Raw genomic sequence first — 13428 nt, 5'->3', positions numbered from 1 at the left:
GGAATGGCCAAGGTGCCGATGCCTAAGAACGAACCTTTCGATCCCGAGCTCGTACGCGAACTCGCCAAACTCGTGACCGAGACGGATCTGACCGAAATCGAGGTGGAGAAGGGTGACCTGCGCATCCGCGTGGTCCGTCGGATCGAGCCCGTCCACGTTCAGGTGGCTGCTCCCGCCCCTGCACTGGCGATGTCGGCTCCCGCGGCGGCTGCGGCGCCTGTCGCCGGCCCCGGCACCGCCGGTGATCGTACCAAGGCCGGGGCGGGACACCCTGGAGCCGTACCCTCGCCAATGGTCGGTACCGCGTATCGTCGACCCTCCCCGGATGCCAAGGCCTTCGTCGATATCGGCTCAACAGTCGCAGCTGGCGAGAAGCTCCTTCTGATCGAGGCCATGAAGACGTTCAATGAAATCGTCGCCCCCCGCGCCGGAACGGTGACCGCGATCTTCTTCGAGGATGGGCAGCCGGTCGAGTTCGGCGAACCTCTCCTCGTCATCGAGTGATTGCGCGTCCCATGTTTGAAAAGATCCTGATCGCCAATCGCGGCGAGATCGCCCTTCGCGTCCTTCGCGCGGCCAAGGAACTCGGGATCGCCACCGTAGCGGTGCATTCCACAGCTGATGCCGATGCGATGCATGTGCGGCTTGCCGACGAGAGCGTGTGCATCGGGCCCCCGTCGGCCCGGGACAGCTACCTCAACATTCCGTCCATCATCGCCGCCTGCGAGATCACGGGGGCGGATGCGGTGCACCCGGGCTACGGATTCCTGTCGGAGAACGCCCGCTTCGCTGAGGTGCTGGCCCACCACAATATTGGTTTCATCGGCCCCAAGGCCGAGCATATCCGCATCATGGGTGACAAGATCGAGGCCAAACGAACGGCAAAGCGTCTGGGCATCCCTTGTGTGCCGGGCTCCGAGGGTGGGGTCGACGATCCGGTAGAAGCCAAGCGGATCGCGGCCGAGATCGGATATCCCGTGCTGGTGAAGGCCGCCTCCGGTGGGGGTGGCCGCGGTATGAAGGTGGCTCGGACGGAGGCCGATCTCGAGCAGGCCCTCGATATGGCGCGCACCGAAGCGAAGGCGGCTTTCGGTGACGATGCGGTCTATCTCGAGAAGTATCTCGAGAAGCCGCGCCATATCGAAGTTCAGGTTCTTGGTGATGGCCGAGGCCGGGCCGTCCACCTCGCGGAGCGCGATTGCTCGCTCCAACGGCGGCACCAGAAGGTCTGGGAAGAAGGCGGCTCGCCGGTGATCGACGAGGCGACTCGCGCCGAGATCGGCGGCATCTGCGCCAAGGCGATGCAGGAGCTCGAATATATCGGTGCCGGCACAGTAGAATTCCTCTACGAGGATGGTCGCTTCTACTTCATCGAAATGAACACCCGCATCCAAGTCGAGCACCCGGTCACAGAGATGATCACGGGTGTCGATCTCGTGGCCGAGCAGATCCGTGTGGCCGCTGGCCTACCCCTCTCCGTGACGCAGGACGACATCAAGGTGTCCGGGCATGCCATCGAATGCCGGATCAATGCCGAACACCCGGCTACCTTTCGTCCCTCGCCGGGCCTCATCACCTACTTCCATCCGCCGGGTGGGCTCGGCGTCCGTGTCGATTCTGCCGCCTATCAGGGATATCGCATTCCGCCGAACTACGATTCCCTCATTGGGAAGCTTATCGTTCACGGGCGCACCCGCCAGGAATGCCTCATGCGCCTGCGTCGCGCCCTCGATGAGTTCGTTGTTGCCGGCGTCGACACCACGCTTCCGCTCTTTCGCACACTCGTGCGAAATCCGGAGGTCCTCGACGGAGCGTACGATATCCATTGGCTAGAGGGTTTTCTCGAAGCTGGCGGTCTCGCGGACGCCGTAGTCTGAAGCGGTTTTACCGTCGGCTGAGCGGAACTGCTCCGCTAGAAGCTCGTTCTTTGGGTGAACAATTTCTCATTGTGCGCAATCGAGCGTGATTGTGCCAGCGTGATGAGAACAGGAATCAGCAAGGACGAACTTCATGCGTATCGCAAAGCTCACTGTCGCCGCCATGCTTATCGCAGCCTCCCCGGCTCTGGCGCAGTCACCTTCGGGTAACGTCTCGCAGCCGGAACGGGCCGTACCGCAGGCTGGCACGACCACGGGTGGGCCGCTCGACAACCCGTCGACGCGCGATATGCCGCCGGCCACGGGCAGCACGAGCCGTCCAGCCGGGGAGAACGGAATGTCGCCGGGTGCCGGCGCGGTCGATTCTGCGAAGGGCGGCAATGCCGATCAGACGAACAAAGGCATGGGGGCCAATACCGGCTCGACCTCCGGCGGCCCCGCCCGCTAATTGCTCGTAATTCCAAAGTGACGATACAGAACAGTCGGCCTCAACAGGTCGGCTGTTTTGTTTTGCCGGCCTCTGAAAGCGTAGGTCATTCTCGATTAGTGCGGATGAGCACGATGATGGATATTCCTACCTCCGTGATTTGGAAAGCGAGCTAGTCATTTTTTCTAAAAATCACTGCACTGGCGCCTATTAAGAGCAAAATACAGTTCTCTCTGGGGCATCCATAGCATGGCGGTCATCTGATCTGGTTTTTCACCCCCGGTGGGATGTGACACATCGCCGGCTCAATATCTCCGGAACGTCTTGGGTCGTCAGAGCTTATTCGACCAGTCCGGCCCGGCCAGCGCCTTTCTATTCTCACCAGGCAGCCACCGAGAGGCCGATTCTCTTCCTACCGACTGAGTTCCAATCATGCGCACCCTGACACTCGCCCTCGTGGCTGCTACCCTGAGCGCCACCGCCGTTCTCGCCCAGGCACCAACTGACTTTGTTGGTGCGTCCGACAGGATCGTACCGCTAGCGGGTACCAATGGTGTCGACGCGATCGATCGCCCGCCGGTCGACGGTACTTATCGCGATGCAGAAGGCCGTATCGACGTTGAGGACACAGGAAGTGTCCGCGGCGGTTCCTTCAACTCCAATCGTGAGGCCGTGTTCGAGGATTCTGCGAAGGGCGGTAATGCCGAGCAGAACCAGCGCCCCTACCCCAACCTTGGCACGACCTCGGGCGGCCCGGAATTCTGAGGTCGGTTCGCTCAAAACGTCAGTGGGCGGAGCGGAGGCTCCGCCCTTTTTCGTTGGGCGCGACGCTGGGTGACGTTATGTTGCTCTGGCTTTCGCGCGCGGGAGACGTCACATTAGTGGCCATGCACCACGACCACGACGGCGATTGCGTGGACATCACTCCGCAGATCCTGTTGAAAGCCTATGCCGCCGGCATCTTCCCCATGGCGGAGGATGCCGAGGACCCGACGATCTACTGGGTCGAGCCGAAGGCTCGCGGCGTCCTGCCAATCGACTATTTCCACGTTTCGCGTCGGCTTGCCCGAACCATTCGATCCGACCGTTTCGAGGTGCGGACAGATTTCGATTTCGATGGCGTCATCTCGGGCTGTGCCGCTCCGCGAGGCGATGGCGAGAAGACCTGGATCAATGCGCGCATCCGCGAACTCTACGGCGCACTTTATGATGCAGGCCACGCACATACGATCGAGGTCTATGCCGAAAGTCGGCTGGTCGGCGGGCTTTATGGCGTTTCGCTCGGAGCGGCCTTCTTCGGCGAGAGCATGTTTCACATCTCCCGCGACGCTTCGAAGGTTGCCCTCGCGCACCTGATGGCGAGACTACGGAAGGGCGGATATCGCCTCGCTGATACGCAGTTCGTCACGGACCATCTGATCCAGTTCGGAGCCGAGGAGGTTCCGCGCCATGTCTACAAGCGTCGCCTCGCTGAGGCGATCGCTGCTGAAGCAGTTTGGGACGTTTGGCCCAGGGAACGGGCGGTCAGCGGCGAGGAGGTGCTTGCCTCGCTCGCTCAGGCCCAGGAAACCTGAGTCGCGAGCCGCATTAGCGACCTCTATCGAGCGCCATACGAAGAGCAAGGCTCGCGAGGACGCCGCCCATGATCCAGCGCTGGGCCTTCAGCCATCCGGGATTGCGGGACAGGAAGACGGCGATCGATCCCGCCGCCAAGGCGATGAGCGCATTCACCGCGATGCTGATCCCGATCTGAACGGAGCCGAGCATCAGCGTCTGTCCCAGCACCGAGCCGCCTGTTGGCGTCACGAATTGCGGCAGCAGCGCGAGGTAGAGCATCGCGATCTTTGGGTTGAGGAGGTTAGTGAGGAAACCCATGGCGAAGAGCCGCGTCCGGCTGTCGGGGGCGAGCCGGCTCACCTCGAACGGCGAGCGACCGCCGGGCTTCAGGGCCTTCCAGGCGAGATAACCGAGATAGAGGGCGCCGGTCAGCCGCAGCGCGTCATACGCGTAGGGGATCGCAAGGATCAGCGCCGTGATGCCGAACGCAGCGCATAGCATATAGATGACGAAACCCAGCGCGACTCCGCAGAGGGAGACCAGTGCCGCCGCGCGGCCCTGGCAGATCGCGCGGGAGACCAGATAGGCCATGTTCGGCCCCGGCGTCAGCACCATCCCAAGGGAGACGCCCGCGAAGGGCAGGAAGGTGACGGCATCGGGCATGCTGGGGAACTCCGTTGCCCGGCCGATCCTACCGGAAAATGGCGTCGAAGATCGATTGTGGCTGCGGCGGCGGCGCGGGGGCCGGGCCTTCATTCGTCGGGAAGAACTTGCGCGAGGGCTTCTGCTTGGGCTGTACCGGAACGCCACGCGGCGCTTCCACGTCGACCTGCCCGTTTGGATTGACCTGCTGAGCCGTCCGCGTCGGGTCGGTATTTTTCTGGCGTTTCGTCCTTTCCGGCTTCGACGCCATAGCAGGCACGTCCTCCTGCTCTCGCGCCTCGGCGATGATGTCATTGCCGCCTTTGCAATCAACGAGCCATACATCGTAGATCGGATGCTCGATGGCGTGGAGCCCCGGGCTGGCCGCGAACATCCAGCCCGTGAAGATCCGGCGGTACTTATTGTCGAGGGTCACCTCGTCGACTTCCAGGAAGGCCGTGGTCTTCGGGCTCTCGGTCGGCGGCCGGCTGTAGCAGACGCGCGGCGTCATCTGCAGCGCGCCGAACTGCACGGTCTCGTCGACAGCCACCTCGAAGGACACGATCCGTCCGGTGATCTTGTCGAGGCCGGAGAACACGGCGGTCGGGTTCTTGATCTTGTCGGCGAGGGCCTGCCCCGTCATCGGCAATCCGAGCGCCACCGCGCCCGCGAGCATGAGGCCGGCCCTCAGGGCAATGTGCAATCGGCGTTGAACGAGCATGCGGCTTACCCGGAGCGGGACGATGAGGCGTCTGCCCTAAGCCAGGGCGGTCGCGATGTCATGCAACGATAGACAGACCAAGCATGGTGTAAAAAGGGCGGCGCACTTGTCCATCGGTGTCGGGCGTTCGCCGCCGGCGCTTTACCACTGCGGGCCGAGGAGGGGGAGCCAGATCGCCAGCGCCGCGAGGGTGACCAGTAGGACCGGCGGGGTGATCGCCAGCCCGATCTTCATGTACTGGGCCCAGGCGATGGTCTGCCCCTTCGCGACCAGCACATGCAGCCAGAGCAGAGTGGCAAGGCTGCCGATCGGGGTGAATTTCGGGCCGAGATCGCAGCCGATCACGTTGGCGTAGATCATCAGTTCGCGGGTCAGTGGCGACAGGTCCTGGGCTTGCTGGATCGACAGCGCGCCGATCAGCACGCTCGGCATGTTGTTCATCACCGAGGACAGGATGGCGGCGGCGAAACCGGTGCCGATGGTGGCCACCCACGGCCCCTGCCCGGCCAGCCAGGTGAGGCCCTTGGCCAGTTCGCCGGTGAGGCCGGCATTCCTGAGGCCGTAGACCACCAGATACATGCCCAGGCTGAACAGGACGATCTGCCAGGGCGCGCCGGTCAGCACCTTGCGGACCGGGATGATCCGGCCCCGCAGAGCGAGGACGAGCAGCAGCGCGGCACCGAGGCCGGTCACCGCCGAGACCGGCACGCCGAGCGGTGCGGTGAGCGTATAGGCGAGCAGCAGCAAGCCGAGCAGCGGGAATGCAGTCCGGAACACGACGGGATCGCGGATGGCGTCGCTGGGCGTTTCCAACGCGTGCATCGGATAGGCTTCGGGGATGTCGCGCCGGTAGGCGAGCCACAGAACCACCAGGGTCGCGGTCAGCGATACGAGGTTCACCGGCACCATCACGGACGCATAGCGCCCGAAGGGCACGGCGAAATAATTGGCCGAGACGATGTTGACGAGGTTGGAAATCACCAGCGGCAGGCTCGTCGAATCGGCGACGAAACCGCAGGCGACGATGAAGGCTAGCGCTGCGGGCGGTTTGAACTCGAGCCGCAACAGGACCGCGAGCACGATGGGGGTCAGGAGCAGAGCCGCACCGTCATTGGCGAAGAACGCCGCAATGGCGGCGCCGAGCAGAATCACAAGGGGGAACAGCCGCCGGCCCCTGCCGCCGCCCCAGCGGGCGATGTGCAGGGCCGCCCAATGAAAGAACCCGGCCTCATCGAGCAGCAGCGAGATGATGATGAGGGCGACGAAGGTGAAGGTCGCATCCCAGACGATGTGCCAGACGATCGGGACGTCGCCCGGCTGGATGACCCCGGCGGCGAGCGCCAAGGTGGCCCCGGCCAGGGCGCTCCACCCGATCCCGATCCCCTTCGGCTGCCAAATCACGAATACCAGGGTGACGAGGAAGATGGCGAGCGCAAGCATCCGGGTCGTTTCTCGTAATGGGTCGAACCGCGCTCAGGCGGTGGCGACGCGGCGTCCATGCTCGTCCACCACCCGCTCGCCATCCTCTTTGACGAACTCGCCGTGCTGGACCGGCAGAAGGTCGAGCACAACCTCGGAGGGCCGGCACAGGGCGACGCCCCTCGGCGTCACCACGAGCGGGCGGTTGAGCAGGATCGGATGCGACGCGATGGCGTCGATCAACTCCTCGTCCGTCAGGGTCGGGTCGCTGAGGGCGAGCGACAGGTAGGGTGTGCCCGTCTCGCGCAGGATGTCCCGGACACAGAGCCCGGCCCTGCCGAGCATCCGGCGGATCAGGTCCGGGTTCGGCGGGGACTTCAGATACTCGACCACATGCGGCTCGATCCCGGCATTGCGGATCATCGCCAAGGCGTTGCGGGACGTGCCGCAATCCGGGTTGTGGTAGATCACGACGTCGAACGGTTCAGACATGGGTGCGGTCTCCATAGGCCTCGTCGCTGGTGGGATTGGGACAGGCGGCGAGCGCGTTCACGGCCGGAGCGCAGACCTCCGCTCTGCCCCGGCAGCAATCGCGCATCAGGAACTCGATCAGCCCCGACAGGGCCGGATAGGTGGCGCTGTAGATGATCGATCGGCCGTCGCGCCGGGATTGGATCAGCCCGGCATGGCTCAGTTCCTTGGCGTGGAACGACAGGTTGGTGCCGGAGACGCCGACCTCGCCCGCCAGCGCGCTCGCGCTCAACCCGTCCGGACCGGCGGTGACCAGGGCGCGGATGATCCGCAACCGGTTCTCCTGGCCGAGGGCCGCGAAAGCCGCGACGGCTTGCCGTTCTTCGATCATCGATGCAATATCTCAATCATTATTGAAATATAAGGGAAGATCGATCCTTGGACAAGGCCGGACAGCCCTTCACCGACGGATTGCCAAACCTCAGCGAATCCCATTTCGCGGTGCCGCTACCGGAGCATCTGCGGATCAACGAGCCCTTCAGCCACGCGCCGCGCTTCCTGATCCTGTACGGGTCGTTGCGTGAGTGGTCGTTCAGTCGATTCCTCGCCCACGAGGCTGCGCGCCTGCTTGAAGCCATGGGCGGCGAGGTACGCATCTACGACGCAGATGGCCTACCCCTGCCGGATGACGCCACCGCCGCTCATCCGAAGGTGCAGGAGCTGCGCCGGCTCTCGCTCTGGTCGGAGGGGCAGGTATGGGTGTCGCCCGAGCGCCATGGCACCCTGACGGGTGTGATGAAGAGCCAGATCGACTGGTTGCCCCTCAGCGAGGGAAGCGTACGCCCGACCCAGGGGCGCACCCTGGCGGTGATGCAGGTTTCCGGCGGCTCTCAGAGTTTCAACGCGGTGAATGCCCTGCGCCTGCTCGGACGCTGGATGCGGATGATCACGATCCCGAACCAGTCCTCGGTGCCGATGGCCTACAAGGAATTCGACGAGGCCGGCCGGATGCGGCCGGGGCCGCTCTACGAGCGCGTGGTGGATGTCTGCGAGGAACTGATGAAGTTCACGCTCCTGACGCGCGAGAGGGCCGACTACCTCGTCGACCGCTACAGCGAGCGCAAGGACCGCCAACCGGAGCGGCTGAAGGAAGTCGCCGCAGATATAGGCTTTGCCAAGCCTCCGAAGGCGCCCTGAGTCACAAAGGGATAGCTGATAGGCGCCGCCCCGCCGGGCGACCGCCGGATTGAGATGCCGGTTCGCGCGGGCTCCGGGTTATTCCGGGCTCCAGGCCGCGTAATCGCCCGCCGTCAGCGGCTTGGAGCCGGGATTGAGCTGAGAGCCCTTCGGCCGGTAGGCCGCGCTGGTGCCGGTCAGATTCTCCACATGCGGCTTCTGCCATTCACGAGGGATGTAGGTCTCCTCGCTCGGAGGCACGTCGCTGTTATGGCACAGCCAGCCGCGCCAGCCGGGCGGTACCTTCGAGGCGTCGGCATAGCCGTTATAGATCACCCAACGGCGCTCCGGGCCGACCGAGCGATCGATCAGCGGGCCGAGCGCCTTGTAATAGGTGTTGCCGAAATCGTCCGTGCCGACGAGCTGGCCATGCCGGGCCGTCATGAGAGCGAGCGACATGGTCTGCCCGTTCCACCACGTGAAGATCCGCAGAAGCGTGTCCTTGAGAGCCATCGCACTTGCCTGAACCGGACCGGCTCGACCGCCCGCCCTTCGTGGGCCGGACTATGGTGAGGGGCCGATGCGAAGTCCAGCTTTTGTCGGGTCCTGCCCGCCGGTCCGGGTGGGACCGGTGCGGCCGGAATCCCACATCGCGAGCTTCTTAACCAAACGCTTACTTTGACCGACCCCCGCCCGGCCTGTGAACCGAAAATTTTCCGCGCCGAATCCTCCAAGCCGAAAGGACACTTATCGGTGTGGCTGCGATATCCACAGGTTTCTAAGCGGAACCACAACATCTAGCGCGGAACGTAGCCGGCACACACAAGTTGTTGACGGGAAGGCCCCGGTCGCGATAGCGTTCGATGGTCACCGGAGCGGTCGAGTCCGCTGGGTGGTTCAAGACATTTCCGGCTAGGGGACAGCGCATCGCGAGCGTTCGCGGGCGCTCGCCTTCGTCAGACTCAGCAAGAATTCGGCGGCGCGCGACGCGGCGTCGCCATCGATACTTCGGCAAGGGATACAGGGTTCATGCGGTTCGAGCGGCGTTACACCACGGCCGGGCAATCCCCCTACGCGACCATCGCCTTCCGCAAGGCGCTGAGCGAGATCCGCAACCCGGACGGATCCATCGTCTTTCGCCTCGACGGTATCTCGGTGCCGGAGAGCTGGAGCCAGGTCGCCAGCGATGTGCTGGCGCAGAAGTATTTCCGCAAGGCCGGCGTGCCGGCGCGTCTGAAGAAGGTCGAGGAGAACGACGTTCCCTCCTTCCTGTGGCGCTCCGTGGCCGATGAGGCCGCCCTGGCGGAACTGCCCGAGGCCGAGCGTTCGGGCTCCGAGATCTCCTCCACACAGGTGTTCGACCGCCTCGCCGGCTGCTGGACCTACTGGGGCTGGAAGGGCGGCTATTTCACTTCCGAGGAGGATGCCGCCGCCTTCCTCGACGAGTTGCGCTTCATGCTCGCCCGCCAGATGGTGGCGCCGAACTCGCCGCAATGGTTCAATACCGGTCTTCACTGGGCCTACGGCATCGACGGCCCGGCGCAGGGCCACCATTACGTCGATTACCGCACCGGCGAACTGGTGAAGTCGGCCTCGAGCTACGAGCACCCGCAGCCGCATGCCTGTTTCATCCAGGGCGTGCAGGACGACCTCGTGAACGAGGGCGGCATCATGGACTTGTGGGTCCGCGAGGCGCGCCTGTTCAAGTACGGCTCCGGTACCGGCTCGAACTTCTCGATGCTGCGCGGCGAGAACGAGAAGCTCGGCGGTGGAGGCAAGTCCTCGGGCCTGATGTCCTTCCTGAAGATCGGCGACCGGGCGGCCGGCGCGATCAAGTCCGGCGGCACCACGCGCCGCGCCGCCAAGATGGTCATCGTCGACATCGACCACCCGGATATCGAGCAGTACATCGACTGGAAGGTGAAGGAGGAGCAGAAGGTCGCCGCCCTGGTGACCGGCTCCAAGATCGTCTCGAAGCATCTCCAGGCGGTGATGAAGGCCTGCACCCAGTGCGAGGCCGAGGGTGACGCCTGTTTCGATCCCGAGCGTAACCCGGCGCTGAAGAAGGCCGTGAAGGCCGCCCGCAAGGAGATGGTGCCGGATGCCTACACCAAGCGGGTGATTCAGTTCGCCCGCCAGGGCTTCACCAAGATCGATTTCCCCGTTTACGACACCGACTGGGATTCGGAGGCCTACCTCACCGTCGCCGGTCAGAATTCGAACAATTCCGTCTCGCTCACCGACGACTTCCTTCGGGCGGTCGAGGCCGATGGCGACTGGAACCTGACCGCCCGCACCACCGGCAAGCCGGTGAAGACCCTGAAGGCGCGTGAGCTGTGGGACAAGATCGGCGAGGCCGCCTGGGCCTCGGCCGATCCGGGCCTGCACTTCAACACCACGATGAACGACTGGCACACCTGCCCCTCGGCGGGCCGGATCCGGGCCTCGAACCCGTGCTCCGAGTACATGTTCCTCGACGACACGGCCTGTAACCTCGCCTCCGCCAACCTGCTGACGATGTATGACCGCGCCAGCGGCCAGTTCGACGTCGCCGCCTTTGAGCATCTCAACCGTCTCTGGACCGTAGTCCTCGAGATCTCGGTGATGATGGCGCAGTTCCCCTCGAAGGAGATCGCGGAGCTGTCCTACCGCTACCGCACCCTCGGCCTCGGCTTCGCCAATATCGGCGGCCTGCTGATGAGCATGGGCCTGCCCTACGATTCGCATCAGGGCCGGGCCCTCGCCGGGGCGCTGACCGCGATCATGACCGGCGTTGCCTACGCCACCTCCGCCGAGATGGCGGCCGAGCTCGGGCCGTTCCCCGGCTACGATGAGAACGCGGACGCCATGCTCAAGGTGATCCGCAACCATCGCCGCGCCGCGCATGGCGAGGCCTCGGGCTACGAGTTCCTCTCCATCGCCCCCGTTCCCCTCGACATTGCCAACGTGCCCCAGGCCGATCTGGCCGGGCGTGCCAAGGTGGCGTGGGACCGGGCCCTGGCGCTCGGCGAAGAGCACGGCTACCGCAACGCCCAGGCCACCGTCATCGCGCCCACCGGCACGATCGGCCTCGTGATGGATTGCGACACGACTGGCATCGAGCCGGACTTCGCCCTGGTGAAGTTTAAGAAGCTCGCCGGCGGCGGCTACTTCAAGATCATCAACCGCGCCGTGCCGGATGCGCTGCGCTCCCTCGGCTACCGCGAATCCGAGATCGCCGAGATCGAGGCCTATGCGGTCGGCCATGGCTCGATGGGCCAGGCCCCGGCCATCAACCCGGGCTCCCTGCGTGCGAAGGGCTTCACCGACGACAAGCTCGCCGCCATTGAGGCGGGCCTGAAATCGGCCTTCGACATCAAGTTCGTATTCAACCGTTGGACGCTCGGGGACGACTTCCTGACGAGTGTGCTGAAGGTTCCGACCGAGAAGCTGGCCGACCCTACCTTCGAGATCCTGCCCTTCCTCGGCTATTCGAAGAAGGACATCGAAGCCGCCAACACGCATATTTGCGGTGCGATGACCCTCGAAGGTGCGCCGTTCCTGAAGCAGGAGCATTACGCGGTCTTCGATTGTGCCAACCCGTGCGGCCGCATCGGCAAGCGCTACCTCTCGGTGGAAAGCCACATCCGCATGATGGCGGCGGCGCAGCCCTTCATCTCGGGGGCGATCTCCAAAACCATCAATATGCCGAACGACGCCACGGTCGAGGATTGCAAAAGCGCCTACAAGCTGTCCTGGACGCTGGCCCTCAAGGCCAACGCCCTCTACCGCGACGGCTCGAAGCTGTCCCAGCCCCTAAACTCGGCGCTCATCGCCGATGAGGAAGAGGATGCCGAGGAGGCGATCGAGGCGCTGGTGGCCCAGCCGGCCAACGCCAAGGCGGCGCAGCTGGCCGAGAAGATCGTCGAGCGCGTGATCGAGCGGGTGGAGCGCATCCGGTCCCGCGAGAAACTGCCCGACCGGCGCAAGGGCTACACCCAGAAGGCTGTGGTTGGGGGCCATAAGGTCTACCTGCGCACCGGCGAATACGAGGACGGCCGCATCGGCGAGATCTTCATCGACATGCACAAGGAAGGCGCCGCCTTCCGCTCGCTGATGAACAACTTCGCCATCGCGATCTCGATCGGCCTGCAATACGGCGTGCCGATGGAGGAATATGTCGACGCCTTCACTTTCACCCGGTTCGAGCCCTCGGGCTTCGTGCAGGGCAACGACGCGATCAAGAACGCCACGTCGATCCTCGACTACGTGTTCCGCGAACTCGCCGTTTCCTATCTCGGCCGCATGGACCTCGCCCATGTCGACCCGTCCGAGATCGGCAACACGGTGATGGGCAAAGGCGAAGGCGAAGGCACCCGCAACGGCGACCGGCCGGACACGATGGCCTCGAGCGTCGTCTCGCGCGGCCTGCTGCGCGGCTCGGCCGACCGGCTCACCCTGATCCAGGGTGGCCCGGGCGGCGGCACGGTGGGCGTCGGATCCGGCACGGCCGGAACCAGCGCTCCGGCTGGGGGCGTCGTCCACGCCCTGCGGGGAGCGACGGCGCTAAAGGCCGAGCCGGAAGTGGCGGGCCAAGCCGAAAACCTCGTCACCGCCCTCCCCTTCGCCAAGGCTGAACGCACCGTGTCGGACCGCCGAGCCGAGGCCAAGATGAAGGGTTATGTCGGCGAATCCTGCCCGGAATGCGCGAACTTCACCCTCGTGCGCAACGGAACTTGCCTGAAATGCGATACGTGCGGGTCCACGACTGGATGCTCCTAACGTGTCGAGCAAAGATCATATTCTCTGGCACTCGTATTGTTGCAAGGTCTGAGATAAGATAGGCCTTCGTTGCCGGAAAAATTCCTGAAAACTCACTATAAAATAAGTAAAGGCCAGCCTCTCAGGAGGCTGGCCTTTTTGATTGGCATTTACGTTCTCAAGGTTCTCCGAGAGGACAGAATTTAAAGCAGATGTGGTACCGTCGGCTCCGTGCATCGGCGGAGGGCTAACGAAGCGGCAATTTGCGAGCCGTCACGATCTAACGCTGCGTACGCCGTTCCGCATTGGGGCCGCATGGTTGTGAGCGCTCTCTTCATCCTTCGCCCGCATACAATGAGCGCGCGAAGCAGGTTCGGTCGCCCGGGACGGCGCCGACG

General features: G+C 64.2%; 13 protein-coding genes. 7 read left to right on the top strand and 6 right to left on the bottom strand.

All coding sequences use genetic code 11. The annotated features are described in order from the left end of the window. The first annotated feature begins 18 nt into the window (after positions 1 to 18). The 5 genes from accB to aat all read left to right on the top strand — a co-directional run bounded on the left by accB (position 19) and on the right by aat (position 3878). On the top strand, positions 19 to 504 hold the full coding sequence (gene accB, locus ACYQR9_RS10850; protein WP_461229569.1) for an acetyl-CoA carboxylase biotin carboxyl carrier protein: 486 nt from the start codon (positions 19 to 21) through the stop codon (positions 502 to 504). Between the two features lie 11 nt (positions 505 to 515). After that, the gene (gene accC, locus ACYQR9_RS10845) at positions 516 to 1877 is read left to right on the top strand and encodes an acetyl-CoA carboxylase biotin carboxylase subunit (protein ID WP_461229568.1); all 1362 of its coding nucleotides are present in this window, start codon (positions 516 to 518) and stop codon (positions 1875 to 1877) included. Between the two features lie 133 nt (positions 1878 to 2010). Next, positions 2011 to 2325 (top strand): hypothetical protein, encoded by a 315-nt coding sequence (locus tag ACYQR9_RS10840; RefSeq protein WP_311276437.1) that lies wholly within the window; start codon positions 2011 to 2013, stop codon positions 2323 to 2325. Positions 2326 to 2736: 411 nt separating this feature from the next. Then, on the top strand, positions 2737 to 3069 hold the full coding sequence (locus ACYQR9_RS10835; RefSeq protein WP_461229567.1) for a hypothetical protein: 333 nt from the start codon (positions 2737 to 2739) through the stop codon (positions 3067 to 3069). A gap of 122 nt (positions 3070 to 3191) precedes the next feature. Then, positions 3192 to 3878: a leucyl/phenylalanyl-tRNA--protein transferase gene (gene aat / locus ACYQR9_RS10830; protein WP_207412434.1), complete on the top strand. Its 687-nt coding sequence runs from the start codon at positions 3192 to 3194 to the stop codon at positions 3876 to 3878. Positions 3879 to 3891: 13 nt separating this feature from the next. On the opposite strand, the gene ACYQR9_RS10825 is transcribed toward aat, so the two are convergent. The 5 genes from ACYQR9_RS10825 to ACYQR9_RS10805 all read right to left on the bottom strand — a co-directional run bounded on the left by ACYQR9_RS10825 (position 3892) and on the right by ACYQR9_RS10805 (position 7505). Beyond that, the gene (locus tag ACYQR9_RS10825) at positions 3892 to 4524 is read right to left on the bottom strand and encodes a LysE family translocator (RefSeq protein WP_461229566.1); all 633 of its coding nucleotides are present in this window, start codon (positions 4522 to 4524) and stop codon (positions 3892 to 3894) included. Between the two features lie 28 nt (positions 4525 to 4552). Then, positions 4553 to 5224 carry a DUF2155 domain-containing protein gene (locus tag ACYQR9_RS10820; RefSeq protein ID WP_056430663.1) on the bottom strand — a complete coding sequence of 224 codons (672 nt, stop codon included), beginning with the start codon at positions 5222 to 5224 and terminating at the stop codon, positions 4553 to 4555. A 141-nt stretch (positions 5225 to 5365) separates the two neighbouring features. Continuing rightward, positions 5366 to 6664 (bottom strand): arsenic transporter, encoded by a 1299-nt coding sequence (locus tag ACYQR9_RS10815; protein WP_461229565.1) that lies wholly within the window; start codon positions 6662 to 6664, stop codon positions 5366 to 5368. 33 nt (positions 6665 to 6697) lie between these two features. After that, a complete protein-coding gene (gene arsC, locus ACYQR9_RS10810) occupies positions 6698 to 7135 on the bottom strand; it encodes an arsenate reductase (glutaredoxin) (protein ID WP_461229564.1) in 438 nt (145 codons plus the stop codon). Beyond that, positions 7128 to 7505 carry an ArsR/SmtB family transcription factor gene (locus ACYQR9_RS10805; protein WP_461229563.1) on the bottom strand — a complete coding sequence of 126 codons (378 nt, stop codon included), beginning with the start codon at positions 7503 to 7505 and terminating at the stop codon, positions 7128 to 7130. Before ACYQR9_RS10805 ends, arsC begins: the two co-directional genes overlap by 8 nt. A gap of 47 nt (positions 7506 to 7552) precedes the next feature. Between ACYQR9_RS10805 and arsH the strand changes: the two genes are divergently transcribed. Beyond that, entirely contained in the window at positions 7553 to 8311 is a 759-nt protein-coding gene (gene arsH / locus ACYQR9_RS10800) for an arsenical resistance protein ArsH (protein ID WP_461229562.1), read from the top strand. 78 nt (positions 8312 to 8389) lie between these two features. Here the strand turns inward: arsH and ACYQR9_RS10795 are convergent, their stop codons facing one another. Then, positions 8390 to 8803: an NADH:ubiquinone oxidoreductase subunit NDUFA12 gene (locus ACYQR9_RS10795; RefSeq protein WP_207412393.1), complete on the bottom strand. Its 414-nt coding sequence runs from the start codon at positions 8801 to 8803 to the stop codon at positions 8390 to 8392. A 516-nt stretch (positions 8804 to 9319) separates the two neighbouring features. Between ACYQR9_RS10795 and ACYQR9_RS10790 the strand changes: the two genes are divergently transcribed. After that, positions 9320 to 13051, top strand: coding sequence for a vitamin B12-dependent ribonucleotide reductase (locus ACYQR9_RS10790; RefSeq protein ID WP_461229561.1), 3732 nt, complete (start codon positions 9320 to 9322; stop codon positions 13049 to 13051). The last annotated feature ends 377 nt before the right edge of the window (positions 13052 to 13428 follow it).

It is taken from the genome of Methylobacterium sp. CM6241 (assembly GCF_054817845.1).
This window is presented reverse-complemented; position numbering and strand designations above follow the sequence as displayed.

Excerpts from the sequence above, each read along its gene's own strand:
- accB (WP_461229569.1), top strand. The coding sequence starts at position 19 with ATGCCTAAGAACGAACCTTTCGATCCCGAGCTCGTACGCGAACTCGCC.
- accC (WP_461229568.1), top strand. The coding sequence starts at position 516 with ATGTTTGAAAAGATCCTGATCGCCAATCGCGGCGAGATCGCCCTTCGC.
- ACYQR9_RS10840 (WP_311276437.1), top strand. The coding sequence starts at position 2,011 with ATGCGTATCGCAAAGCTCACTGTCGCCGCCATGCTTATCGCAGCCTCC.
- ACYQR9_RS10835 (WP_461229567.1), top strand. The coding sequence starts at position 2,737 with ATGCGCACCCTGACACTCGCCCTCGTGGCTGCTACCCTGAGCGCCACC.
- aat (WP_207412434.1), top strand. The coding sequence starts at position 3,192 with ATGCACCACGACCACGACGGCGATTGCGTGGACATCACTCCGCAGATC.
- ACYQR9_RS10825 (WP_461229566.1), bottom strand. The coding sequence starts at position 4,524 with ATGCCCGATGCCGTCACCTTCCTGCCCTTCGCGGGCGTCTCCCTTGGG.
- ACYQR9_RS10820 (WP_056430663.1), bottom strand. The coding sequence starts at position 5,224 with ATGCTCGTTCAACGCCGATTGCACATTGCCCTGAGGGCCGGCCTCATG.
- ACYQR9_RS10815 (WP_461229565.1), bottom strand. The coding sequence starts at position 6,664 with ATGCTTGCGCTCGCCATCTTCCTCGTCACCCTGGTATTCGTGATTTGG.
- arsC (WP_461229564.1), bottom strand. The coding sequence starts at position 7,135 with ATGTCTGAACCGTTCGACGTCGTGATCTACCACAACCCGGATTGCGGC.
- ACYQR9_RS10805 (WP_461229563.1), bottom strand. The coding sequence starts at position 7,505 with ATGATCGAAGAACGGCAAGCCGTCGCGGCTTTCGCGGCCCTCGGCCAG.
- ACYQR9_RS10795 (WP_207412393.1), bottom strand. The coding sequence starts at position 8,803 with ATGGCTCTCAAGGACACGCTTCTGCGGATCTTCACGTGGTGGAACGGG.
- ACYQR9_RS10790 (WP_461229561.1), top strand. The coding sequence starts at position 9,320 with ATGCGGTTCGAGCGGCGTTACACCACGGCCGGGCAATCCCCCTACGCG.